The following is a 24324-nucleotide window of genomic DNA, read 5'->3' on the forward strand; positions in this document are numbered from 1 at the left end:
CCTCCTTTCAGAGTCTGTCAAGAAAAGCCTGTAGGACATCCGGCTTGTCGCCAAGCGGCTTAATTTCTTTAGCTTCGGTAGGAGTGAGTAATGCATCTACCTCCCACTTTGTCGCAGGATCGTCCTTTTTCTTGAGAAACAGCTTGTCCTTCTTTAGAAATTCTTCTATACTTGTGCCTTCCAGAATCAAGGCCAGGCCCACCGCGCCGTCCGCGCAGGCCAGCGGGCGCAAAATAAGAGGACTGGCCAGGCGCTGCAGATTCTCCCCTACCAGGGTGGTGTCGTAGGGATCGCCAGCCTTTTCGTCCTTGAAGTGAAACACGATGGGAAGGCCCAAAGCCGCCCGCGGGAATTTTCTCACCGAAGAGACCGGATCTTTATGTTTGTGGCTCCGGCGGCCGGTGAGCTTCCGGATGGCGTCCGGCTCGGGCCAGAAGCTGCGCCCGGGAGTCTTCTCGGATTTTCTGCGGTGTCGGTATTGCCGGAATTCTTTCAGTTTCCCAATCAAATGGTCCCAGGCCTCTTTGGGCTCAGAGAAATTCTTGGCAATGACTTTCATCCGTAAAGCTCGGGAAAGATGGGGAACGCCTTCCGGCCACTTGCCCTTCACTACGTATTTTCCCAACTCTTTCCGGATCTTGTCCTCCACTTCACTGCACTTAGGCAGCGGCACGGGTTCGCCATCAACTTCGAGGAGATTCAAGGCCTCGAAGCCCCGGCGGGTGCGGGCGCCGACACCGCCAAAGGTCTCCCAGGCCCAGAGGGCCGCCTCCACGTCCTCCTTGAGTTCCTGGGGATAGACGAGTTCCAGGCGGAAGTGGACGCCGTCGCGCAGCGGTTTCAACAGTTTTTCGAGGTCATCGGTGCTGCTGGCGGATTTTATTTCTTTATCCTGCGGCCGGAGAGGAAAAGCGGTATAGGAAGGGGCCACATTTTCCTTGGGCCTGACCCTGAGCTTTCCGTTTTCGCCTTGAGAAGACTCAAAGGGCTTCTCCTCCTTGCCCCGATCTTCTACCTCCACTCTAACCTCCACCCGCGACGGCTTGGAGGCCGCGCCCCAGATTTCTTCCTCTCTCTTCCTCATCTCATTCAAATCACCATTAGAGCTCCCGCCCCGGGTGGCGCGCCACCAGAAGCGCAAATGCCCCCGGATTTCCGGCCCCCGGATGACGGTCAACTCGTCGGCCTCCCCCGGCTCCACTCCGCCGCCGAAAAGGGGCGTGATCAGTTCGTACCGCCGCACCTGTCTTACAAGGCGTACCTTAACCTCGGGCGGAATCATCTCTTTTCCTTCTTTATCCTTGGGGCCTTGCCGCACGACAATCACACCTCCATTCCCTGGGGATTTCCATCCCATGTGCCTAAGACCGCCAGGCCAAAGCCGTCGCGGCGCTCCTGCTCCCCGTCGCTCACGCACTCCAGCCAGATCTTCTCCACCCACCTCTGGACGGCCGCTTTTTCTCCCTCAAGCCTCAAGAAGTAAACCGTTCCCGCCGGTGCCAGACGCCGCGTGGGCTTGGGCTTGCGCTCTTTCAAATCCCAGCCGGAAACGGTCTCGTACCTCTTTAAAGCTGCCGCTTCCAAGAGAGGCTTCACCCCCTCGCGCTCTTCTAGTAGCCAGGAGGGCTTCCATCCTTCTTCGAAGTACGCCGGGGTGAGCAGGATGAGGCGGCAACTCCTTTGCTTGACAATCTGCTGCACCAGCTCTTTAGGAATGGGCGGGAGCGGCTTGCCGCTCGGCCGCCAGAAGGCCAGGCGCCGCTCACCCCCCAGCGGAGCGAGCCCCGGCTTCAACCCGGAAGCGTCGGTGGCCACCGCCAGCCCCAGGCGCCGAGCTCCGGAGAGCTTCTCCCGCGCGGAGGTAAACTCCAGACCCTGGGTTTGAAAAAGAGCTCCTTTCTCCTCGTCCGCCGTCCTCGTTTTCGGCTTTATGCCCACGTGCATCCGACTTTCCCGTACCGGGCCGTCGTGCCCCAGTTCGTTCAGAGAGACCTTGTCCTCCCCTGGAGCCAGGAGCCACCGCTCGAAGAACTCCCAGTACCAGTACCGGGGAGCCCGGCCGAAGGGCTTGCGTGGGTCGCGACGGGTAAGCCCCACCGTCCACTCTAAAGAATCGGGAAGATTGGTTTGAGCTCCTTCCGGAAGCTGGAGGGGGACCAATCGCTTGAGCATTAGCTCCCGTTCGGAACCGAGGAGAAGGGCGTCGGCAGGCGCCAGAACCAGCCAGCAGGCAATTTCACCCCGATCGTCCAGTTCCACCAGCAGCGGCCCCTTGACCTGGATTTTCTTGAGCTCTTCGATCTTATCCTCTTTATCCTCCTGAAAAAAGCCTTTTTCATCCAGACCAGCACGCGTCCGGACCGCCCCCGCGATGGTGGACGGGAAGGGGAAGTCCAAAGACCTCGCCCGCGCCCCCGGGAAGGGACCAAAGGGACGGCCATCGCGGACGATCAAAGGATCCCTGGGCTCGATAATCCACAGGTTCATCCTTTCCGAACCTCCTTCGATGTGGCCGAAGCTCTTTCCGCCAGATCTAAAGCCCGAGCCAGTTCCCCGGCGATGATCAAGCTGTCGGCCAGCTGCTCGATCTTTTCGATGGAGGCGCTGTCCTCCCCGACAAACCGCTTCAGTCCCTTAACGATCTTTTCCTCCAGCACCTCGGCGCCGCGCTTGGCTCGCTTCCGGAGCAGGATGCGCTCGAACTCCGCTTGAGCTACTTTTTCCAGCACACCCCGCAACTCCTTATCCTCCGTCTTCAACCGCCTAACTAACTCCTTCAACTCGTAGGCGGCCCCGTCAGGTATAGCGTCTTCCCGGTGCAGATTCACAAGCCACTCGAGCTGTTGGTCGAGCTCTCCCCAGTGGCCCCTGACCGTACGTTCTTCCCCGGATCGCTTGCTCAAAAGTACGGCCAGAGCGTTTTTCCCCTCCAGCTCCTTGGCGGCCTTTTCCGCCTTGCGCGCCAGTTCCAGCACGTCGGACAGGGGGGTGAGGTGGTGGGCTATGACGATGCCCATAGACAGACTGGGGGGGATTTCCTCGTCGCCATCTTTCGCTTTGAATTCGGAGAGCTTCGCGCGGAAGGTGTCGGAAAGAGTGCGGGCGCATTTTAGCAACTTGTGCAAGGGCACTAGGGCCAGCACGTCGTCGCCGCCCGAGTAGATCAGAGCTCCTCTATGCTTCTCCACAATTTTCCGGGCTTCGGAAGCGAACTCGCTTTGTTTACGAGAGAGCTTCTGGTGCCCTTCGGGTGAGCTCTGGGCGTCGATGACCTTGCCCATATGATCGCCGTCGGCCAAAAGCAGGGCGTAGTAGGGGAACGGTCTATTTCCGTTAAAGGCCTTTTCCAGAAAATCACGTAGCGCCTCCTGGGCTTTCTTCAGCTTCTCTTTATCCTCCTTAAAGAACTCGCGCAGCCGTTCTTCAAAGAGGAATTCCCCGTCACAGGAACCGAACGCGGGGTGGGGAGGGTCGACCGTTTTCAGAGCGTCATCGGGAACACCGAGCTCTTTTAGCTTGCTCAGGTACTCCTCCACCAGCGGCCGGTACTCTTCGGTGAGCGTGTCCAGCAGAGGAAGGGCGGCCACGTGAGAGGTACTGAAGAAATACCGTCCCTCCTCCCGCGTGCCGTTGCGCTTGAGCAAGCACACCCCGCAAAGACGCTCTCCGGGTCTGATCCGGTAATTTTTCCAGAGATCGGCTTCGTTCATTCTCTTTAAGTTCTCTTCGGGATCTTCGGGAATTACCGATTCCCGTACGCCGCAGAGAAAGCACTTGGGCTTGTTACTTCCCCATGCCGCCTTAGCAAAATCGCGGGTGTTCTTGCAGGCCGCCAGCAAAGCCTCAACCGCGCTGCGCGCCCGTTCATAGCCGGCATCGAGAGGATAAGAAGCCCAGAAGAACTCCGGAAAATCTTCTACTTGTTGCTCGGCTACGCTTCGATCAAACTCGCCTCGTACCTGTCTGTAGGCTTCCTCCCGGATTTCCTTTAGGCGTTCTAGCACCGCCTCCCACACGCGTTTGGCCAGCTCTTCCGGAGGAGTCTTCACCACGGCTAAAACCCGGTTAGGCGAGTTGAATTGAGGATCTTTAAGCCGGTCCGAGCTTTCGGGGGCGGGGAAGATGAGGCAAGAAATATCATCCTTGTGTTCCTCCACGATCTTCCTCGCGGCCGCCTTCGCCAGCTCGCTCAAGAGCCAGGATCCGAAGTACAGATCGTGGCTGCGCCGGGCAGCGGAAATGAAATCCTGCACCGGACCCAAGTGGATAAGCATCAGGTGGGTTTCTTCCATAAGCTTTCTGCACCCCCTTTGGCAAGCTTAGCCCGGCTACCGTCGCTTCCGCGCCTCTTCGCGCACCGCCTGAAGATTCACGATCTCGGCCACCTCGAACCTCGGCGGTACGGAGCCGGGCACGGGACGCAGGCGCACCGCCGCCGGGAAATAACCGCAATGCCCGTGGAGCTCGGCCATCAGCACCACCGCGCTGAAATTCAGTGAGGGAGGATTAATGATAATGGGAAGGGTCTGCCATTCCTGCGGCGTAAGCCCCACCCGATCGACCATGGCCGCTATCTGGGGAACGATGGGTTCCTGGGAATCAATCTGCGCGTCGACCTCTGTGACTTTCTCCCTACCCCTAAAGGTGTAGGGCTTCCTGGCGGCACATTTCCCTTTCCCAGGTACTGGTGCCGGGTTACACCGGTGCAAGCGGTCCTTTTGAACCCGTCGCCGGAGGACCTCCCGGAGGGGACTGTCACTGCCATCCCGACTACGTCAGGTACCGCTCACGCGGCCCTTGACGATACTTGTACGAACCTGTTGCGCCTCCCGTCCCAACGCCAGACCCGTACTTCCCTGAAGGCAAAGGGCAGCTCCCTGCCGGTGCAGCTGCCGAAGAGGTACTGCTTTAAGAGGTTGGCCGCGCCGTTGAGGTCGGCCTGCAGGACCAGCCCGCACTTCCCGCACACCCACAGACCGCGGTGTCTCCGCCAGGCAGGGTTGCGGGCACCACAGAGACAGCATGTGGAAGATGTGTTCTTCTCAGTCCAGGGGTCAGTCTGCACACCCCTCATGAGGTTCTTATAGCACTGCTCTGTGTGTAACCGGGCGTAGGCCATCTGGTTGATCTTCTGGCTTGCTTTTTTGCCCTTCATCCCGGTACGGGCAGAGCGGCGCAGGCCGTTTAAGTCCCCCACTACCGCAAAGGCAACACCCTCTGCTTCGTCCAGTTCTGCGAAGGACTTCGTTAGGGCGTGCTCCATCTGCCTTATGCAGCGGTCGAGCCTCTTTAACACACACGCCTTTGCGGAAAGACACCTCCTCCACCTGCGGGAGCCTTCCTTCAAGCGGCTCATTTTTTCCTGGAACTCCGCTATGGCTTTGTTCCTGTACTGCACCAGGGAAAGGAGCTCCCGGCAGACGAAAAGGTCCAGATGTCCTTCTGACATGGCCCGCGCGAACATGGCGGAATTGTAGTCGTAGGCCGAGACGGCACCCGTAAGGTCTACGAGCATCACTCCCAGGTCGAGGGTCACGTGGAGCACCAGGTTTTCCACTCTGCGGCGGCGGACGACCGCCTTCACCTTGACCTCGACCGGGACGCCCTTCACCTCTGTGCCGTCCGGCAGGGTGACCACATTCCAGCCTCCGGGCAGCGCAACCTTGATGGGTTCCTTCTTCCGGGAGAGCTTCAACACGAGGGTGTTGCCGTCGACACCGAAGCCCTGCCTCTTCCAGGCGACGGTGCGAAGGTGGCCCTTCGGCTTGAAGCCCGGCGGGTTCATTTCAGCACGACCGTTCTCCCTGTGCTTGCGGTAGGCAGACACGGCCTCGAAGTACTCCTCCACCGCCGCCTGGGCCGACTGGGAGTGGAGTTCCTTCCATGCAGCGAAAGCTTTGAACTTCGCCTTGAGTTCCCCCTCCGTCGGCCAGCGGTCCTCCTGCTCGAAGGTCTTGCGGCTGTGCCAGACGCAGGAGTTCCAGATGCGGTTTGCTGCCTGCATGAGAGGTTGAAAGAGGGGCAGCAGTTCCAGGCCCAGCGGGAACTGTTTGGTCAAAAGGAGCCGGTGGGGGTGTGGCTTACCGCTCCAGGCCAAACTTTTCACCTCCTTTCTTTCCGGAACATGGTGCCTTAGGTTCAGGTCTCCTTTGAAGCTCAAAGAAGTCCTGCGGCAGCCTCTCGTGTTCTGCATAGAAGCTAGCTATGGCTTCGGCCACGTTGAAGAGGTAGCCGAACTTTTCCTGCTCCCCGTCCTCTTTTTAAGCAGTTCATAGAACTCCCTTGCGGCGTCTTTAGATTGGCCTGAGAAACAAGGCAGGAGGAGTTCAAAGATGCGCTTCCTCTCGGCCATGGAGCGCAGGAGGCGTCCTGCCGACTCCAGAATGCAGCGCCAGACGCGGCTGGGGATGTAAACGTCCTGCGGGCAGGAAAGCTCTGTGTCTAAAAGTTTCCACGCCTTGCCTGAAGATGTGGCCGCAGCCTCCAGGCCTTCAGATGACCAGTACTTCTCCAGCACCTGCTCCTGAAGCTTAAGGCCCAGGGCAGTGAGGTTCATCAAGGGCCCTACCAGTTTGTCAGGGAGTCTTAAGCTGGTCGTCAGTATCAAGGCGGGAGAGCTCCTCCTCTGTTTTCTTTGCCACCCTGTACGCACATATTCCGCTATACCTCGATGTATTAGGCAATCACCAAGGATAGTGCAGCAAACTGGTTAGCTACTAACAACCCCACAGGTAAAAAGTTCCGTGCGCTTTGTACCAGCCAAAACTTATTTTCACGAAAGGAGACTAGGAAGAGAGCTTCTTGCGCCAAAAAACTGCTTCCGCTGTCGCTTGATGGAAATTTTACATCCAACTCACGCACCTGTCAAGCAAAAAGTAACCAAATTCTCCTAGTTTCTCACCAGTGCAGATCCGGCTGAAAGATCAGAACCTTCGCAACTTTCCGCCGCTTCCGCCCTTCGAACTCCCCACCTCTACGCCGGCAGAAGGCAATTAAAGCTCTGCTCTTCGGTGGCCGAGATTACTTTAACAGGAAACCCAGGATGCAAAAACCTGAACCCGGAGGTGGTAGCTTGAGAAAAAGGAGTTCGTTAAGGCTTCTGGGCTTGCTGGTGACGGTCATCCTGGTGCTGAGCCAGGTACCGCCCGCAGTGGCCGCACCTGCTTCGGCACCTCCCGCGCAGACGTACGTCCCCGGTGAGGTGATCGTGAAGCTCAAAAAAGACGCGCTGGAGGCAAAAACCTTCGAAGCAGCGGCAACCGAGCTCGCGACCAAGCACGCTCGCCTGGGTCTCAAAATGGCCCGGCAGCTGCCGCACGGCGCAGCCCTCCTCAAGACGGGAGCGGACATCCGGCAGGCGGTGGCGGAGCTCAAAAACGATCCGCGGGTGGAATACGCCCAGCCCAACTACATCTATCGCATCCGCGCCATCCCAATTGATCCGCTGGCCAACTGGGGGATAACCAACCCGACCTACGGGGTGCAGGCGGAAGCCGCCTGGCAGTACACCCAGGGCAACGGAATAACCGTGGCGGTGCTGGATACCGGCGTGGACTACAACCACCCGGATCTGAAGGACAACATGTGGCACGACCCGCAAACCGGCACTCCGGGCTACGACTTCGTGAACAACGATCCTTACCCGATGGACGATAACGGCCACGGCACCCATGTGGCGGGCATCATCGCTGCGGAACTCAACGGCCAGGGAGGGGTGGGAGTGGCCCCGCAGGCCAGGATCATGGCGGTTAAAGTGATGAACGCCGACGGCTGGGGAACCTCCGCACAGATCGTGCAAGGCATCAACTACGCCGCCAGCCACGGGGCCAAGATCGTCAACATGAGCTTCGGCTGCACCGGCTGCGGGCCCGATTACCTGGAATACGAGGCCATAAAGTCCCACCCGGACGTCCTTTTCGTGGCCGCGGCGGGAAACGAAGCCAATAACAACGATCAGGTGCTGACCGACCCAGCCAGCTTTACTGTTAACTGGGCGGTTTACAACCTCGCCGCCCTGCCCAACGTCATCGCCGTGGCGGCCCTGGCCGATCCCTTCCGCTCCCCCGGAAACCTGGCCTCTTTCTCCAACTACGGGCCGAGCTCCGCGGCCCTAGCCGCCCCCGGAGAGAACATCCTGAGCACGGTTCCCTCTCCCCCACCCGGCGGCGGTGTGGCCCTGGCGGTTTATAACCCGAGCTCCGGCTACAAGGTTATGTTCTGGGGCTTCGGCGCGGAGGACTTATACGATCCCTCCGGCGGCACCTCCACGACGGGCGCAGTTTACGACAGCATCGTGCGAACGGTCTATGGTTTCCTGGGCATAACCCCGGCGCTCACGCAAACCAAGCCGCTCCTGCTGGTTAACGACTGCCAGCCCGGCTACTTCCCCGATGTGAGCTCTATTTACACCAACACTCTCAGCACGGCCGGCTACGTCTACACCCTCTACACCGTGCCCAGCGGTGCCGACGGCCCGGCGGTGGACGCCACCGTTTACAGCGGGGTCATCTGGTTCACCGGCTATGCCTACTGCAGCAACCCCAACAGCGCCGACCCCAGCAATCCCTCCACCTGGATACCCAACCTGACCAGCACCGATCAGAACAACCTCGGCCAGTACCTGGCGGGCGGCGGCAAGCTCTTCCTCTGCGGCCGGTACGCCGGCTACGGGATCGAAAGCGCGCCTTTCTACCGTAACTACCTGGGAGCGCAGTTTATCAACCGGTGGGACGGTCCCTCGGTAGTTGCCGGCGTGTACGACCCGTACACCGGAGCCAGTTACTTGATGAACCTCTACAACCGCGCCAGCGTGCTGGCACCGGCAGCCCCCTACGCCAGGGTAGTGCTCTCCTACCAGCCCTACGAAGCCTGGTCCGGAACCTCCATGGCAGCACCCTTCGTCTCCGGCGCGGCCGCCCTGGCCCTCTCCCTGCGCAGCGACCTCAGCCCCGGCCAGCTAATCAGCATCTTGAGGTCGCAGGTGACTCCCCTCCCCGGCCTTAACGGCAAAGTGGCCTCCGGCGGCACCCTCAACGCCTACAACGTCGTGAACTACGTCCGCTCCCTGCCCGCTCCCGGCGGGGGAACTGGCGGCGGTGGCGGAGCTGGTGGTGGCGGTGGTGGCGGCGGAGGAGGTGGTGGCGGCGGAGGAGGTGGTGGCGGCGGGGGCGGAGCTCCTGCCAAGAAGGAAGAGACGCCGCCCGGCGTGGCGGAGCTGGTCACCACCGGTGACAGGCAGCAGCTGTCCCTTCCCGACGGGAAGGCTTCTCTGGAGATACCCGCAGGAGCTCTGCCCGCGGGAACGAAGGTAGCGGTCAAAATCGCCGCCGAAGCGCCGGAGAAGCTCCCCGCGGGTCTGCTGGCCGCGGGGCCGGTGGTCAGCATCGAAAGCGATGCCCAGCCCGCCAAGCCGGTGAGGGTGGCCCTGGCCTTCGATTCGGCCAAGCTCGGCGACCTGAGCCCCTTCTGCTGCCTGGCCTTCCGTCAAGAGGCTGACGGCACCTGGCAGCCGGTGGGCGGCCGTCTGGATTTCGCGAGCTCGCGGGTGGTGGTGGAGCTGGAGCATTTTTCCAACTACGCCGTGCTGGCGGTGCGGAAAGAATTCCCCGATGTCATTGGACACTGGGCGGCCAAGGACATAGCCGTCCTGGCAGCCCGGGGAGTGGTCGGCGGCTACCCCGACGGGACCTTCCGCCCCGATAAAGCGATAACCCGGGCGGAGCTGGCGGCCATGATCTGCCGCCTGCTGGGACTGGAAGCCCAAACGCCGCCTCACTTCAGTGACGTCTCCCCTGACGCCTGGTACGCTAAGGCGGTGGCGGCGGTCAGCCAGAGAGGAATTATGGTGGGAGACGGCGATAAGTTCCGTCCTGAGGATACCCTTACCCGCGAGGAGCTGGCGGCCGTGGCGCTCAGGCTGGCCGGCATCCCCCAGCGGCAGATGGCACCTAACTTCCGCGACGCCGAAGAGATCAGCCCCTGGGCGCGGCAGGCGGTGGCCACCGCGGCGGCCGCCGGGCTGGTCTACGGGGTAGGAGAGGGCAAGTTCGCTCCCCAGCAGAAGGTTACCCGGGCCCAAATGGCCGCCATCCTCTACCGGGTGGCCCAGCGTCTCGGCCTCTGGGTGGAAACGGTGACCCTCAAGGGGCAGCTCACCTGGAGCACCATCGAGAAGCCTCACTGGGAGCTGGTGGCGGGCCAGGACATCTACGTTCTCCTGCCCGACCAGGCGGACACCCTCACCACCCAGGCGCTCCGGGAAAGCGAAGGCAAAGAGGTCACCGTGAAGGGATACCTGGAAGGCGGGCCGAACATCTACATGCGGGGCAAGCTCTTGCGGCTGATCTCCATCGAGCCGGCGCAGTAAGCCACTGAGGAGTTCAAAGGGGGCACCTCTAACGGGTGTCCCCCTTTCTATTGCTCAACAGGAACGTTTTGCTCGGTGGATGGGGCTGAGGCAGGTTGCCCGGACCGGTAAAGCAGGAAGAAGGGCAGGCCCACCGCCAGCGTGAAAAGATAAAGCCCGGCCTGGTAGGCGAAGGACAGGGCCAAGCTCTGCTCCTTCGATACACCGAAAGGAAGCAAGGCCAGCCAGAAGGCCACTTGCATCACTCCCAGGGCGCCTGGCGAGGAAGGAAGGAGTAGCCCCAGGTTTATGAAAAGAAAAACAGCAGCGTAAGCTGACACCCCACTAACAATCGTCTCATTAGAGCTACCAACAGGGCCTACTCAGTCCACCAGGTTGGTGCTCAAATGTATTTTGTAGAGAAACTCGCCGGATCTGATCCGGCGTACCTTCTAGACGAGTCAGCCAATTTTGATTATCATGGACCTTTCTTGGTGCCTTATCATGGGAGCTATGTCTTTCTTTCGTGCGTCCCCAGGGTTTGACCTTAAGTTGCTTAGTAACCTGAGCTGTGAAGATCTGGTTCAGAATCTGCTTTATCAACCAGGCCAGACCGCCGTTGTAAAAAACAGTTCCGTGTTAGTCCCGCCGTTTAGGGTAGTCTGGCTATAATCGTTCCCCACCCCCTCGAATCTCCTCTTATTTGCCTGGAGGGGGAGTGAGTTCTCCTGATTTGTAGCCGTTACTGTTTTCGCTAACATAAAAGTTGACCAGTTTAGCCCCTGACGCTAACGAAAAAGTTGACCACCCTGAGAACCCCATCCTGTAAGCTTTAAGTTGACACACTCGGCTTACGGGAGGAAAAGGAGTTGCTCAAGATGGTCGATATCGAGTATATCAGAAAGAAGCATTACGTAGAAAGGTGGTCTATCCGCAAGATTGCGCGCAATCTCGGCATTTCCCGCCAGTCGGTGCGCAAGGCCCTGGCCAGCGCTGAGATGCCACGGTACAGGCGGACCAGGCCGCGGCCCTTTCCGGTGATGGACCCCTACCGTGCCATCATCCTGGCGTGGCTTGAAGCCGATGCCGCGGCGCCGCCTAAACAGCGCCACACGGCCAAGCGTATCTACGACCGCCTGGTGGAAGAATACGGCTTCACCGGTGCGGAATCAACTGTCCGGCGTTTTGTCCGGCTACTCAAAGCCAGGATTCCGGAGGCATATGTTCCGCTCACGGCCGACTGGGGCGAACAGGCCCAGGTAGACTGGGGACAGGCAGTGGTAAAGATAGGCGGGGTACCCACGGTAATGCACCTGTTCTGCCTGCGGCTCAGGGCGAGCGGCGTGTGTTTCGCCCAGGCCTTTCCCACCGAGAAACTAGAGGCCTTCCTGGCCGGGCCCCACCGCCAGGAACACGACTACTTTGCTCACTTACGGGCGCACTACCTCTTCGAGAGCCACTTCTGCAACCCGGCGCGGGCGCACGAGAAAGGTGCGGCGGAAAACCTGGTCGGGTACGTACGGCGCAACGCCCTGGTCCCAGTGCAGGACTTTGCCTCCTGGGAAGAACTCAACGCCCACCTTCTGGATTGGTGCAACAGAGACCGGGCGCGCCGGCCGGGATGGCCCGAAGAGCAAGCCGCCCTACACCCTTTGCCGGACCACCCGCTTACCTGCGCCATCACCCGGATGGCTGTGGTCTCCAGGACCGGCCTGGTAACCTTCGACCGCAACCGCTACTCCGTGCCCTGCCGCTGGGTGGGACAAACCGTAATGGTTTCTGCCACCTGGGACCGGGTCCAAGTTATGGTGGGAGAAGAAGTAATCGCCGTGCACCAGCGGTGCTACGCCCGCGGGCAAACGATCCTGGAACTCGAACACTACCTCCCGGTGCTGGCGCAGAAACCAAGAGCGGCGAAGAACGCGCTGGCGGTGCGGCAGCTCGGCGGCGTCTGGGACAGGGCCAGGGAAGTCCTCTGCCGCGGGAGAGTTGACGGGTACCGGGAGTTAGCCGAGATCCTTTTGCTGCACCGGGAGTACCCGCACGCCGCTCTGACGGCGGCCCTGGAACAGGCTCTTTCCCTGGGAACACCAACGGCCAGAGTGGTGCGCCAGCTGCTCCTCAACGCTAGCCAGAACAGACCGCCTCGGCTGCCGGTCAACGAAACGCTATCGGCCTACGCCGTCGCGCCGCCCGACCTTACACGCTACGATGCCCTGGCCTGGGAGGTGAGCCGGTGTGAATAATGCCAGCGAGGCCCTGGTGGATCTTTACTGTAAGGAACTGAGGCTCCCGGGGCTCAAGCGTGCCTACCGGGATATCGCGCGGGAGGCTCTAGCCCAGGGACGGACGCCGGTCGATTTTCTGGCCGCCTGCCTGGCCCAGGAGCTGGCCTCAAGGCGCGAGAGCCGGATCCGTGCCCGGCTGACCCAGGCGCGGTTTCCGGCCCCCAAGACCCTGGACGCCTTCGACTTCACGCTGCTGCCCGAGTTGCCGAAGGCCAAAGTGCTGCACCTGGCCAAAGGCGAGTTCATCAAGAAGAAAGAAAACGTCATTCTCCTTGGCAATTCCGGCACGGGAAAGACGCACGTGGCGATTGGCTTAGGGATAGCCGCTATTGCTGCCGGCTACCGCGTGCGCTTCATCCCGGTGGTCGATCTGGCCCAGGAGCTATTGCAGGCGGAGCAGGAATACTGCTTGCCGAAGTACCTGAAGGGCTGGCAGAAGGTTGATCTCGTTATCGCGGACGAGTTGGGCTATATCAATCTTGGTCCTGGAGCGTCGCTCCTGTTCCAGTTCTGTGCGGCGCGCTACGAGAGGGGAAGCATGGTGATCACGACCAATCTCGAATTCAGCCGCTGGACGGAGGTGTTTGGGGATGCCACCTTGACGGGTGCGCTCCTGGACCGGCTCACCCACCACGCGCACATCCTGCTCTTTAAGGGTGAGTCTTACCGGTTTCGGGAAAGTCAGCAAAGGCAATCTGTTAACATGGATACCTGACGAATAGGGTGGTCAATTTTTACGTTGTCACGGTGGTCAACTTTTTGGTTGACGAACACACCGTTACTCGTTTTCTCAATGTCTATGACGAACATAATTCAATGGATCACACATAAACTTATACACTTCTTCTATTTCCCTCCCCCAATCTGAATAATAGGAACAAACCTCTCTCAGAGCTTGCTCGGTAATTCGCTTGCGCTCTTCTATATCCAATAATCCTCTCTCCAAGGAATCAACAAGACAGCTTACACTTGGGTGGGCAAGGATACAGTTCTCCCCGTCCCGCAACAACCACAATGTGGCTGGATTATAGTTTGTAACTACCAGACAGCCACTAGCCATTAGCTCTAAAGGTAGGTAAGAAGGATGGCGTGTCATCATCATTACTAATCCAACATCACATTGTCTATAAAAAGCAGCAGTTTCTTCGTAGCTTAATAGCCCGAGATTCTCCACCACCCCCTCTAGGTCGAAATCTTTAGGATTCCAGGAATCGCCCGCGGTTAAGATCTGAACTCGCCGTCCAAGCCTCTGCTTTAGCCTCTTTAGGGCTTCAGCTCCTAACTCAAAAGCATTGCGGGGATGATTTGGCCGACCGTAAAAAAACACCCGAAAGGGCTCCTCTTCTGGATTCTTCTTTATGTGGGGATTAAATACCAGAGTATCTACACATGGATTAAAAAATGTAGCAACACCTCTATATTCTCTCTCATAGATCTCCTTTAGAGATATTGTATTAGCAATACCCAGGAACCCAAATCTATAGGTTGCTTCTACAAGTGCGCTAATAGTACCAGCTGGATAAAATAGAGCTTCATAATCCTGAATGAAGTAAAACTTGCGCTTAGCTTTATCGAACTTCAAAACAGCATAGGCTGTCGTCCATAAAGTAGAGATTGCTGCGTCACATTCAGGTATTTTACCCAAGGAAACACTATGTACTTCTTTACATCTGAGAGCAGGAAAGTAGCTGTGTATTTTTTCGGCAACAGAATGTACCTCTTCGTCACTAAAGACGACAAAACGGTTTTCAACTCCTTTATTCTCCTGGAGATACTCGGCAAAGCGGAAGATTGTGCGAATACCCCCGTAGTGCGGGTGGTAAAAAGACGGTATAAACCAGTTAATGGTTCTAACATCAATTGTTGACGAATTTTCTATAAGTCGCCGATTGACTGCTAAATCTTCCTCTGTGAAATCAAAGGCGGATGCCAAAACTCTAGCTTCAACTTGTAGAGGCGCCCACTTTTTGGCTTCATGCTCCTTTCCTAATTCAGCAGGGTCTTTGGCAGCCGTTGGTTGTATCTTTTTATCGGTTCCGGCAGATAAGAGGTTTTTTGCAAACTGAAAAGGTGATTCTTCGGCCACCTTCAAGGTTGGAATAGTACTCCAACACGATAAGTTCGGGTTGTAATATGGGTCACCATCTCTAATTAGAGGAAGATAGGATAGGTACGATAACATGTAATCAGAGCGAGGGATTTTTTCTCCCCTTGTGGCTGACTCGTGATGTAAGAGACGAGCATATGGTGTATATACGACTCTGTAGCCTTTCTTCCAGATTCTAAGGCAAAGTTCTACGTCACTCCCGCAGAGGAGAAAATCTTCATTAAATCCTCCCACCTCCCAGAAGACTTCCTTTCGCACCGCCATGCAGGCGCCAGTAACAGCAACAAAATTCCGATACCATTCGGTAGACCCGAAAATTCCCACATGTCCTTCCTGTAATCCTGCAAAGATATGTCCAGCAAAGCCAGTTAGCCCAATAACAACTCCTGCATGCTGGATAGTACCCTCAGGCTTAAGCAGCTTAGCTCCTACTACCCCAACTTCTGGTCGTTCAGTCCAGCGCGCCATCTCTTCCAACCAGTCAGGTGAAATTACCTCTATGTCATCGTTGAGGAAGAGAAGTATATCGCCGCTTGCGTGTTTGGCACCGAGGTTATTTACTGCCGAGTAGTTAAATGGCTTATCGTAGTATAAAACTCTGATTTTGTTGCTTTTAGAAAGATCGTGATAGAAATTTGTCACCTCGGCGTTAGCTAGACCGTTGTGTACAATAATAACTTCAAAGTTGGTATAAGTAGTGCGTTCGAGGATTGAAGTTATACAAGGGCGTAGCAACTGCATTGCGCCTGTAGTAGGGATAATAATTGAAACCCTACTCCTTCCCGTGGTTGGCCATAACACCTTGATGAAGCCAGAAGCTTCCCATGTTACCTCAGCGTCAATACCCTTACGCTTTAGGTATTTCTCAATAGCTAGCTTCTGCGCACCGAGCGCGTAAGGTTTAGCTTTCAAGCTACTGGCAGCCGATCCTTCCCACGCACGCCAGTGGTAAAGTATCTTAGGAATGTGAGCTATCCTTTGCGTGCATTCCGTAACGCGTAGAAAAAGATCCCAATCTTGTGCCCCGTCCGTTTCAGGATCAAAACCGCCTATATTATCTACAATTGATTTACGAATAACACAAAGATGAGTAAGATAATTCGCTGAAAGCATTATTTCCGGTGACCAAGATGGTTTAAAAAGCGGGTTAAATCTCTTTCCTTTCCTATCTATCATATCTCTATCGGTATAAATAAAATCTAGAGTAGGATCTTGGTTCAAGCGACTTACCACCTCGAACAAAGCATTAGGGGCAAGAACATCATCATGGTCGAGCAGAGCAATAAACTCACCCCGAGCCATTGCCAATGCTTCGTTGGAGTTCCCAGAGATGCCATGGTTTTTGGACAAAAATTTTACGCGAATCCTTGTATCCCTCTCGGCCCACTTCTGGATTACCTTCCTAACAGCTGGGTTTGCCGAATTACCTTCAGCTATACAAAGTTCCCAATTATCATAAGTTTGCTCTATGACAGAGCGAATTGCTTCATCTAAAAAACTAACCGGTGTTTCATATACAGGCATTATAACACTAATTAGCGGACGGTATTTAAAATCCCTAGCCATACGACGTTGCTGATCAAGTTCAATTTCATTAGGTTCATTAGTAAGAATCCAAGCCTGATAAGGTACTTTACAAGAAGTATTGATACTAAACAGCTGCCTCTTAGAACCATAATTTACTATGCGAGACCAAACTTTACGAGCAAGAACCATAGGTCCTTCGTCTACCAGTTTGTGAACCACTTTCATAAAAAACCTGTAGATTCGATACCGCCGCGTCCCCTCGGGCAAAAGACGCTGGCGCCAGCGGTTATAGCGAGCGAGAAGCTTCAGGGGAAGGGAGGACTGAAGCGCCGAAAGACGCTGCGCAATGTCATGGAGTTCCTGCTCCTTGCGAGTCAGCGAATCCTGCAGCAACTGTAGCCGGCCTGAAAGTTCTTGGACACGGTGCAGGGTTTTGTCGAGTTCTTCCTCCTTCTGTTTCACAGACTCTTTCATCGACTCTAGCTGCTGAGAAAGCTCCCGAATGCGGCATAATGCCTCTTTGAGCTCATGCTCGCTTTGCCCTAGACGTTCTTCCAACAATCGAACCTTCTCTTCCTTTTCCTCAAGTAGCATCTTGAGTTCACGGTACCTGGGTGCGCCCGGAGGAAGGGTATGTTCCTCCGGGCGCACCGATAGAGGCTTCTTCTGCCCACCCTCAGCTCTTTTGGCCTTTACAATGAACTGATAGGTGTCCGCCTCCGGATTGCTGGTGTACAGATAGTCGAGCACTTTTTCGGGATATTCTTCTAGATCTACATTAAACTCGGTCTCATCAGGGTAAAGGAGCACCCGATCCCAGCTCAGAATGGCGTACCCGGTTTTCTCAAACAGTTCCTGAATGGACTCCCGGGTAAAAAAGCGGAGGTGGGTGTCGTCGAGAAGCCCCAATGGGCGGTACTTGAACTTGCCTTCCAGCAACTCCAAAATTAGTCCCGCATGAGCCACATTAGGTATTGAAGCCAGAATGTACCCGTCCGGCTTAAGGAAGGGCCGGAGTTTACGCAGAGTCGCCCACGGATCCTTAAGATGCTCTAAAACGTCTGCCAAGATGATCACATCGAAACTTTCCGGCTGCAGGTGGTCTTCGAGCTTAAGGGTTTCAACGTCCCCAACGATCATCTGCTCGCAATAAGGCAGGGCTTTCTCCGCCGCTGCAGCGTCTATTTCGATGCAAGTAACTCGGCAGTCAAATTGCTCCTTTAAGACTTTGGTCATGTATCCGGTGGCACAGCCAACTTCAAGGACCTTTTTGCTGGTACCTACTTGCTTAATTATCTTAGTCGCGGAGTCATTTTCTACTTCTAAGTTAATCTCCCGCTGGTACTTCATCGCTCCCTACGTCACCCACCTCAGACAGCGTTTAGTCTTTCATCTTAAGCGGCGCTTGCGCGTTTCCACCAATGAACTCTTTAATAAGCCTCCTCCTCGTGTACCTCCAGCCCATAGAGAGAATCTTGGCTAGGCGTTGCAATGTCAAAGGCCAGTAGGTATTCCATACGCCACATGTAGTATAAATAAGCCTATAATCCCGTCGATGCTTCGTTAACAGTTTCCTTAGGTCTCTGTAATAACTTTTCGGCGCAACGCCTAAATTAAGCAGGATGCCCAGCGGCGTTTCCGGGCCACCCCCAGTAGACCGGTGCCACACAGGAAGCGGCAGAACGTAAACCAGCAAACCCTTTTTTAAAGCCCTAAGACAATAATCCACACCGTATAAATGCCACCCCGGACATGTTTGCGGATCGAACTTGAGAAAGTTAAAAACCTTTCGTGGCACAATAATAAGCAACTCGTCCACCGTCTGGACCAACTCAGGGCAAGTGATTACATTGCCCCACGATTTTGGGGGGACCCCGTGTTTTATAAGGTTCCACTGCATCTCCCTGGGATCGGCCCCAACCCTAGCAGATACACCGGCCACTCCCGCCACTCCCAGGCTGGGCAGTCTCCTAAGCCACGCTTCCGCCTCCTCAAGCCACGTTTCCCTTTCCAGACGCACATCCTGGTGTACAAACATTATGTAATCTCCCTTGGCCTGTTCGCCGCCGTGGTTAAGGGCCTCAGCAGCAGAACCAAAGGAAGCAGCGGAGTTATCGACAAGAATCAGTTCGTATGCCCCCTTTTGGTTCTTTAGGGAAGCCATCAGCCACTCGCCCAGGACCTTTTTATCGTTGTAAACGCAGACTACCGAGATCAAATGTCGTCACCCGACCTCAACTATCCACTAAGACATCCCTAAACACCTTCAACAACTTCTCAAGTCCTGCATCCAGACTATAGGCTTTCTCAACCACTGCCCTGCCCTCTCGTCCCATCCTTGCTCTTAACTCTTCGCTGCTTATTAAAATTCGCAACTTTTCTACCCATTCCCTTCCTGTGGATGCCAAAAAACCATTCTCGCTTTCTCTGATTATCTCCTTATTTCCTCCCACCGGGCTTCCGACCACCGGAATGCCGCAGACCATATACTGCAAGAGTTTGAGACCGCATTTCCCCCTTGAGAAAGGATCGTCCGTCAGGGGCATGACTCCAACATCGATTTCTGTCAATTCCTCAGCCTCAGTAGCCTCGCTCCAGGGAACTTTCCTCAACCGTATCCCGGGCAAGTCGAACTCCTCGCTCACACCGATGCACTTAAGGAGTATTTTAAACTCCTTGCTCAACTCCTTCAGCGGTTCTTCCAGCAATCGAAGATAGTGCTCGGTAGCCGGCGAGCCTATCCATCCAATGACCACCACGTCTTCTTTCATCGAGTAATAAGGTTTTACCCGATATTTCTTCACATCCACGCAGGTAGGAATGATGTACACTCTGCTGTTGTACTTAGCGGCGTAATCTGCCAGATACTGGTTCCCAACAACCACTGCAGCACAGGTAGACATTACACAGGGTATCTTATGCCTTAGAAACGGAATGGGATCGTAAAGGGTGAACACTGCGTCGTCGTAATCAGCTATAATCTTTACACCTAGCTTACGCAAATAACCTTCAAAGAAAGCTGGTAGGTAAGGGAAGAGCTCCTTTTCCACGTACAGGATATCGTATTTCAAAGCGCACCTTAATCTCAAAAGACGCCGCATATAAGCCAACGGTACCCGATAATGAAATTTACCCAGCTTTAAACCGCTTTTATAAAGGTGATCTACATACCAGTCGCCAAGCAAACAGTAAACATCGCACTCTATTCCCCGACGGCGCAACTCACCTATGTACTGGTAAATACGGTATCTGCTGCTAGCACCCCGGGGCCCGTACCTCGGGAGAAAAAGAATCCTCATTCAGCATCCCTTTCTATCACCATCTATCACCATCTGACTGCACTTCAGCTATTCACCCGACCGAAACCCCGCTCCTTTAAAGGCCTCCACCACCACTCGTTTTCGACATACCACTTTACCGTACGGCGCAGGGCCTCAGCAAAGGTGTGCTTCCTTTCAAAGCCCAGCTCCCGCTCGATCTTGCTCGAGTCCAAAGCGTAGCGCCAGTCGTGCCCCGGCCGGTCGGGCACAAAGACCAGATACTCCTCCCCCTTGCCTAAAAGCCGCAGTATCTCTTTGAGGAGTTCTAAATTGCGCATTTCCTGGCCCCCGCCGATGTTGTAGATATCCCCCGGCCGGCCCTTGAGGAGCACCAGCTCCAGCGCCCGGCAGTGGTCCTCCACGTAGATCCAGTCCCTTATGTTCCTCCCGTCCCCGTAAACGGGCACGGGCTTCCCCTCCAGAAGATTGGTCACGGCCAGCGGGATGAGCTTCTCGGGAAACTGGTAGGGACCGAAGTTGTTGGAGCAGCGGGTGATGATCACCGGCAGGCCGTAAGTCCGGTGATAAGCCCGGCACAGAAGATCGGCCGCCGCCTTGCTGGCCGCGTAGGGGCTGTTGGGAAGAAGAGGAGAGCTTTCGGTGAAGGGAGGATCCTTTTCTCTTAAGGAGCCGTACACCTCGTCGGTAGAGACCTGAAGGAAGAGAGGGATCTTGTGCCTGCGGGCGGCCTCCAAAAGGACCCTCACCCCTTCCACGTTGGTGCGCACGAAGGGAGAGGAGTCGGCGATGCTGCGGTCCACGTGGGTCTCGGCCGCAAAGTTGACCACCGCGTCCCAGCCCCCGGCCATAAGCTCCTCTACCAGCCCGGGGTCGGCGATATCTCCTTGGACGAAGCGGTAGCCGGGAAGGCTTTCCACGTCCCGAAGGTTGTCAAGGTTGCCCGCGTAGGTGAGCTTGTCAAGGTTGAGCACTTCCCAGTCAGGGTACTTCTGCAGGATGTAGCGGACGAAGTTGGAGCCTATAAAACCGGCCCCTCCCGTTACCAGCAAACGCACTTTATCCACCTACCCGTGCCTTACTTCCCAGGAGAAGGGGATGGAGGGGTCGTTGTAGGACACACGGTACTCGTCCGGTTCCTCGTAGTTGTAAAGCTCGGTGGGGATGTTGAGGATGAGGGCGAGCTGTCCTTCCTCGCTGGTGAAGCCGTGGTAGACCCGCGGCGGTATCTTTATGAGGCAGGGGTTCAAAAGCCCAATATGAAAGACGTTGACCATGCCCTTGGTGGGGCTGTCCTCGCGCGGGTCGTAAAGCGCCACCTTGGCCATGCCGTAGATGCAGACGAAGTGGTCCCACTGCACCTTGTGGTAATGCCAGGCTTTTATCACCCCCGGGTAGCAGGCGGTGACGTAGGCCTGGCCGAACTTCGTGAACTCCGGCCAGTCGGAACGCAGGCACTCCATCAAGAATCCCCGGTCGTCAGGAATGAGCCTGAGCTTTTTCACTTGCACCCCGTATATGAGCTCCATTTCCCTTCCCCTTCCTCTAAAGAGTTACTTCGCACTCGTCTCCGATGAAGAAGCGCAGAGCACTGCGCCTGTTTCCCCCGGCCCTCTTTATCCTAGCCCGGTAGCCTATGAGGCTGTCCTCTACCGGCCCCACGTTTTCCAGGTGGCAGCCCTCCAGCACCACGGAGTGCTCGATGTCCACCCCCCGGAGCACTACCCCGTCCCCGATGGCGGTGAAGGGGCCGATGAAGGAGTCCTCGATGAGGACGTTTTTCCCCACGACCACGGGGCCGCGTATGGTGCTGCGCACGATCCGGCTGCCCGGACCCATCGTCACCCTTCCTACCACGACGCTTTCTCCGTCTACCTCTCCCTCCAGGCGGCGCTCGGCGTACTCGTCCAAAACTAGCCGGTTGGCCTCCAGGATGTCGTCCTTTTTGCCGGTGTCAAGCCACCAGCCCTCAAGCTTCAAAGCCTCCACCCTTCCGCCCAGGTGGATGAGTTCCTGGATGGCATCGGTTATCTCCAGCTCCCCCCGCCAGGAGGGCTTGATGCGGGAAATGGCCTCGTGGATGGCCGGGGTGAAGGCGTAGACCCCCACCAGGGCCAGGTTGCTGGGAGGCTCCTTGGGCTTTTCAATAAGCTTCACTACCTTCCCCTCGCCGTCGAGCACGGCCACGCCGAAGGCGCGGGGATCGGGAACTTCCTTAAGCAGGATGACAGCCTCGCTTTCCCCCCGCTCAAGCCCACTGACCAACTGACGCACTCCGCCCTGAATGAGGTTGTCTCCCAGAAACATGAGAAAGGAATCCTGGCCCAGGAAGTCCTGCGCCGTTTTGACGGCGTGCGCCAGGCCCAGGGGCTCCTCCTGCAGTATGAAGGTGAGACAGGCACGGCCGGAGAAGGCCCCTTCTACCGCCTCCCTTACCTTGCCTCCCGTCTCCGGGGAGATGATGATGCCGATGTCTTCAATCCCCGCCTCCAGGGGCTGCTGGAGGACATAGTGGATGATGGGCCGGTTGGCCACCGGCAAAAGCTGCTTGGCCGTGGTGAAGGTCAAGGGTCTCAGCCGGGTACCTTTGCCGCCCGAGAGAACCAGCGCCTTCAAACTCTTCACCCCTTAAGCCGCCGAAGGGCTTCCTCCAGTTCTAAGTTCACGGTGCAGGAGCAGTTATTCGTCAGCTGCATTATACACCTTAATTCGACAGGAGGGAAGCTTTTCCTGCTACCGTTTCTCTAGCTCGGCTGCGCGGCCAGCCAGTCAGCGTAAGCCCGGGCCACTTCCTTAGCCCCCCCCTGCATCCTTATCTCCCCCCTGTCCAGCCACACCGCCATATCGCACAAATCCTCCACCTGCATGGGAGCGTGGGTTACCAGAACGATGGTCTTCCCCCTCTGCTGGAGCTCTCTTATGCGCCGGAGGCACTTCTCCTGGAAGGCCAGGTCCCCCACCGCCAGCACCTCGTCTATTAGGAGGATGTCCGGGTCCACGTGCACGGCCACGGCGAAGCCCAGCCGCATGTACATCCCCGAGGAGTAATTGCGCACCGGGTTGTCGATGAAATCTCCGAGCTCCGCGAAGGCAATGATTTCATCCAGCTTCTCTTTTATTTCCCGGCGGGTGAGGCCCAGGATGGAAGCGTTTAAGAAGATGTTTTCCCTCCCGGTGAAGTCGAGGTGGAAGCCCGCACCCAGTTCCAGGAGGGTGGACATGCGGCCGCTCACCCGCACCTCTCCTTTGGTCGGGTAGAGGATGCGGCTTATGATCTTCAAAAGGGTGCTCTTGCCCGAGCCGTTCCTCCCCACCAGGCCCACGGTAACGCCGTGGGGAACGGTGAGGTTTATGTTTTTCAGCGCCCAGAAATCTTCGTTGCGCTGCCTACCCCAGAAAAGAAGGCGTTCCTTAAGGGTTAAGGCGCGGTCGTAGTAGATGCGGAACTTCTTCCAGAGATCTCTTACTTCTATGGCTGCCGTGCTCATATCTCCTCTGCCACCCGCCGCTGGAAGCGATCGAAAAGCCGGAACCCCAGCACCAGGAAGAAGGCTCCTACCAGGGCAAGCCAGCCCAAAGAAGCCCAGTCAGGCCAGCGCCCGTAGAAGAACACAGCCTGGTAGGCCCCGATGATGGGGGCAGCCGGGTTGAGGTTGAAAAGGGGCTTCAGCTCCGGCGGTATGATCTCGGAAGGGTAGATCACCGGGGTGAGGAAGAACCAGGCCATCGTCAGGATACCCATGATGTGCTCGAGGTCCCGGAAGTAGACGGTGGCCACCGACACCAGCAAAGTCAAGGGTATAACCAAAAGCGTCTGCACCAGCAAAACCAAAGGAAAGGCCACCAGCGCCGCCGTCAGATGCACTTTAAAGATCAGCAGGGCCGGAATGAGGATGAGGAGGCTTAGTAGATAATTGACCAGGTTGGCCAGGACCACCGAGAGGGGCAGCACCTCCCGGGGGAAATAAATCTTTTTTACCAGGGAGGCGTTGTGTACCAGGCTGGCCGTCCCCTGGATCATAGAATTGGCCAGATAATTCCAGGGCAGGAGCCCGACGAAGAGGAACATGGCGTAATTCTGCATCTGGGCCCGCATGACGAAGGAGAAGACCAGGGAGTACACCACCAGCATGAGTAAGGGATTTAAGAAGGTCCAGAAAAAGCCCAGCACCGAGCCTTTGTAGCGCGCCCGCAGCTCCTTGGCCACCAGGTTTCTGAGCATCTCGCGGTAAAGATAGAGCTCCTTCATCTGTCGCCACATACCTTATAGTTTCGGCGTTCATCCCCTTCGCTCCTGCAACTCGCTGACATTGGACGAAATTAAGTTTTCCGATATACCTCGCGCCGGTGACGAATATAGTGAATTATGACTTGTCGTGCCTTTGCATCAACCTCGTAAATAATCCGGTAATCGCCGACCCGAAGGCGATACAGTCGTTCGGTTCCGGTTAATTTAACCGCTTTTCGGGGAAAAGGTTCCGACTGCAAACTCTCTATTAGTGTCAGTACACGAGGGACGATCGGTTTCCGAAGCCGACGCAAGTCTTTTTCGGCAGAAGGCTTGAGGTAAATACTATAGAATTCCATCTTCCTGCAGCCGCCGTTTTACCTCTTCCAGGTTTACCGGCTTTTCCTGCCGCCGTTCTGCCACGACGGCCAAATCATGTAAGTCCTCCAACAGCTGCCGGTAACGCTTTATCGAAAGAATCACTTCCCGCTTTCTGCCGCTTTGGTCCACTATATAACGCTCTTGTGGAAGCCTCATGGTATCCTCTCCTT

At 56.5% G+C, this 24324-nt stretch carries 20 protein-coding genes; 3 read left to right on the top strand and 17 right to left on the bottom strand.

Annotated features, from left to right (window positions below; translation table 11 throughout):
• Window positions 1-7: 7 nt before the first annotated feature.
• The 6 genes from cmr1 to ACTLLP_RS06845 all read right to left on the bottom strand — a co-directional run bounded on the left by cmr1 (window position 8) and on the right by ACTLLP_RS06845 (window position 6607).
• Window positions 8-1327 carry a type III-B CRISPR module RAMP protein Cmr1 gene (gene cmr1 / locus ACTLLP_RS06820; protein WP_441058264.1) on the bottom strand — a complete coding sequence of 440 codons (1320 nt, stop codon included), beginning with the start codon at window positions 1325-1327 and terminating at the stop codon, window positions 8-10.
• Window positions 1324-2487 carry a type III-B CRISPR module-associated Cmr3 family protein gene (locus tag ACTLLP_RS06825; protein WP_441058266.1) on the bottom strand — a complete coding sequence of 388 codons (1164 nt, stop codon included), beginning with the start codon at window positions 2485-2487 and terminating at the stop codon, window positions 1324-1326. The genes cmr1 and ACTLLP_RS06825 overlap by 4 nt, the downstream gene beginning before the upstream one ends.
• A complete protein-coding gene (cas10, locus tag ACTLLP_RS06830) occupies window positions 2484-4292 on the bottom strand; it encodes a type III-B CRISPR-associated protein Cas10/Cmr2 (protein ID WP_441058268.1) in 1809 nt (602 codons plus the stop codon). Before cas10 ends, ACTLLP_RS06825 begins: the two co-directional genes overlap by 4 nt.
• Window positions 4293-4328: 36 nt before the next feature.
• The gene (gene csx15 / locus ACTLLP_RS06835) at window positions 4329-4709 is read right to left on the bottom strand and encodes a CRISPR-associated protein Csx15 (RefSeq protein ID WP_441058270.1); all 381 of its coding nucleotides are present in this window, start codon (window positions 4707-4709) and stop codon (window positions 4329-4331) included.
• Window positions 4710-4786: 77 nt separating this feature from the next.
• Complete coding sequence (locus ACTLLP_RS06840; protein ID WP_441058272.1) at window positions 4787-6097, bottom strand: RNA-guided endonuclease InsQ/TnpB family protein; 1311 nt, start codon at window positions 6095-6097, stop codon at window positions 4787-4789.
• A gap of 105 nt (window positions 6098-6202) precedes the next feature.
• Window positions 6203-6607 (bottom strand): hypothetical protein, encoded by a 405-nt coding sequence (locus ACTLLP_RS06845; protein WP_441058274.1) that lies wholly within the window; start codon window positions 6605-6607, stop codon window positions 6203-6205.
• A 465-nt stretch (window positions 6608-7072) separates the two neighbouring features.
• Between ACTLLP_RS06845 and ACTLLP_RS06850 the strand changes: the two genes are divergently transcribed.
• Window positions 7073-10366, top strand: a complete 3294-nt coding sequence (locus ACTLLP_RS06850; protein WP_441058276.1) for a S8 family serine peptidase — start codon at window positions 7073-7075, stop codon at window positions 10364-10366.
• Window positions 10367-10413: 47 nt separating this feature from the next.
• Here ACTLLP_RS06850 and ACTLLP_RS06855 read toward each other — a convergent pair whose 3' ends face one another.
• Window positions 10414-10686, bottom strand: coding sequence for a lysylphosphatidylglycerol synthase domain-containing protein (locus ACTLLP_RS06855; RefSeq protein ID WP_441058278.1), 273 nt, complete (start codon window positions 10684-10686; stop codon window positions 10414-10416).
• A 537-nt stretch (window positions 10687-11223) separates the two neighbouring features.
• On the opposite strand from ACTLLP_RS06855, the gene ACTLLP_RS06860 reads away from it, so the two are divergent.
• Window positions 11224-12591: a Mu transposase domain-containing protein gene (locus ACTLLP_RS06860; RefSeq protein ID WP_441061696.1), complete on the top strand. Its 1368-nt coding sequence runs from the start codon at window positions 11224-11226 to the stop codon at window positions 12589-12591.
• Entirely contained in the window at window positions 12584-13348 is a 765-nt protein-coding gene (gene istB / locus ACTLLP_RS06865; protein ID WP_441058280.1) for an IS21-like element helper ATPase IstB, read from the top strand. Before ACTLLP_RS06860 ends, istB begins: the two co-directional genes overlap by 8 nt.
• Window positions 13349-13423: 75 nt before the next feature.
• Here istB and ACTLLP_RS06870 read toward each other — a convergent pair whose 3' ends face one another.
• The 10 genes from ACTLLP_RS06870 to ACTLLP_RS06915 form a co-directional block, all read right to left on the bottom strand.
• Complete coding sequence (locus ACTLLP_RS06870; RefSeq protein WP_441058282.1) at window positions 13424-17617, bottom strand: rhamnosyltransferase WsaF family glycosyltransferase; 4194 nt, start codon at window positions 17615-17617, stop codon at window positions 13424-13426.
• A gap of 31 nt (window positions 17618-17648) precedes the next feature.
• The gene (locus ACTLLP_RS06875) at window positions 17649-18485 is read right to left on the bottom strand and encodes a glycosyltransferase family 2 protein (protein ID WP_441058284.1); all 837 of its coding nucleotides are present in this window, start codon (window positions 18483-18485) and stop codon (window positions 17649-17651) included.
• Window positions 18486-18501: 16 nt separating this feature from the next.
• Window positions 18502-19338: a glycosyltransferase family 4 protein gene (locus ACTLLP_RS06880; RefSeq protein ID WP_441058286.1), complete on the bottom strand. Its 837-nt coding sequence runs from the start codon at window positions 19336-19338 to the stop codon at window positions 18502-18504.
• A gap of 272 nt (window positions 19339-19610) precedes the next feature.
• A complete protein-coding gene (gene rfbB, locus ACTLLP_RS06885; protein ID WP_441058288.1) occupies window positions 19611-20612 on the bottom strand; it encodes a dTDP-glucose 4,6-dehydratase in 1002 nt (333 codons plus the stop codon).
• Window positions 20613-21074, bottom strand: coding sequence for a dTDP-4-dehydrorhamnose 3,5-epimerase family protein (locus ACTLLP_RS06890; protein ID WP_441058290.1), 462 nt, complete (start codon window positions 21072-21074; stop codon window positions 20613-20615).
• A 16-nt stretch (window positions 21075-21090) separates the two neighbouring features.
• On the bottom strand, window positions 21091-22170 hold the full coding sequence (locus ACTLLP_RS06895; RefSeq protein WP_441058292.1) for a glucose-1-phosphate thymidylyltransferase: 1080 nt from the start codon (window positions 22168-22170) through the stop codon (window positions 21091-21093).
• Window positions 22171-22289: 119 nt separating this feature from the next.
• Window positions 22290-23033 carry an ABC transporter ATP-binding protein gene (locus tag ACTLLP_RS06900; RefSeq protein ID WP_441058294.1) on the bottom strand — a complete coding sequence of 248 codons (744 nt, stop codon included), beginning with the start codon at window positions 23031-23033 and terminating at the stop codon, window positions 22290-22292.
• Window positions 23030-23794: an ABC transporter permease gene (locus tag ACTLLP_RS06905; protein ID WP_441058296.1), complete on the bottom strand. Its 765-nt coding sequence runs from the start codon at window positions 23792-23794 to the stop codon at window positions 23030-23032. The genes ACTLLP_RS06900 and ACTLLP_RS06905 overlap by 4 nt, the downstream gene beginning before the upstream one ends.
• Window positions 23795-23865: 71 nt before the next feature.
• Window positions 23866-24132, bottom strand: a complete 267-nt coding sequence (locus ACTLLP_RS06910; RefSeq protein ID WP_441058298.1) for a type II toxin-antitoxin system RelE family toxin — start codon at window positions 24130-24132, stop codon at window positions 23866-23868.
• Window positions 24119-24310: a RelB antitoxin-like protein gene (locus ACTLLP_RS06915; protein WP_441058300.1), complete on the bottom strand. Its 192-nt coding sequence runs from the start codon at window positions 24308-24310 to the stop codon at window positions 24119-24121. The genes ACTLLP_RS06910 and ACTLLP_RS06915 overlap by 14 nt, the downstream gene beginning before the upstream one ends.
• Between the last annotated feature and the right edge of the window lie 14 nt (window positions 24311-24324).

Origin of the sequence: Desulfothermobacter acidiphilus, assembly GCF_052073645.1 — a bacterium.
In the GTDB taxonomy this organism is placed as follows: Bacteria; Bacillota; Desulfotomaculia; order Desulfotomaculales; family Ammonificaceae; genus Desulfothermobacter; species Desulfothermobacter acidiphilus.

Coding starts and splice junctions, on each gene's coding strand:
- ACTLLP_RS06860 (WP_441061696.1), top strand. CDS start 11,224: ATGGTCGATATCGAGTATATCAGAAAGAAGCATTACGTAGAAAGGTGG.
- ACTLLP_RS06900 (WP_441058294.1), bottom strand. CDS start 23,033: ATGAGCACGGCAGCCATAGAAGTAAGAGATCTCTGGAAGAAGTTCCGC.
- ACTLLP_RS06915 (WP_441058300.1), bottom strand. CDS start 24,310: ATGAGGCTTCCACAAGAGCGTTATATAGTGGACCAAAGCGGCAGAAAG.
- cas10 (WP_441058268.1), bottom strand. CDS start 4,292: ATGGAAGAAACCCACCTGATGCTTATCCACTTGGGTCCGGTGCAGGAT.
- ACTLLP_RS06870 (WP_441058282.1), bottom strand. CDS start 17,617: ATGAAGTACCAGCGGGAGATTAACTTAGAAGTAGAAAATGACTCCGCG.
- ACTLLP_RS06825 (WP_441058266.1), bottom strand. CDS start 2,487: ATGAACCTGTGGATTATCGAGCCCAGGGATCCTTTGATCGTCCGCGAT.
- ACTLLP_RS06905 (WP_441058296.1), bottom strand. CDS start 23,794: ATGAAGGAGCTCTATCTTTACCGCGAGATGCTCAGAAACCTGGTGGCC.
- ACTLLP_RS06890 (WP_441058290.1), bottom strand. CDS start 21,074: ATGGAGCTCATATACGGGGTGCAAGTGAAAAAGCTCAGGCTCATTCCT.
- ACTLLP_RS06910 (WP_441058298.1), bottom strand. CDS start 24,132: ATGGAATTCTATAGTATTTACCTCAAGCCTTCTGCCGAAAAAGACTTG.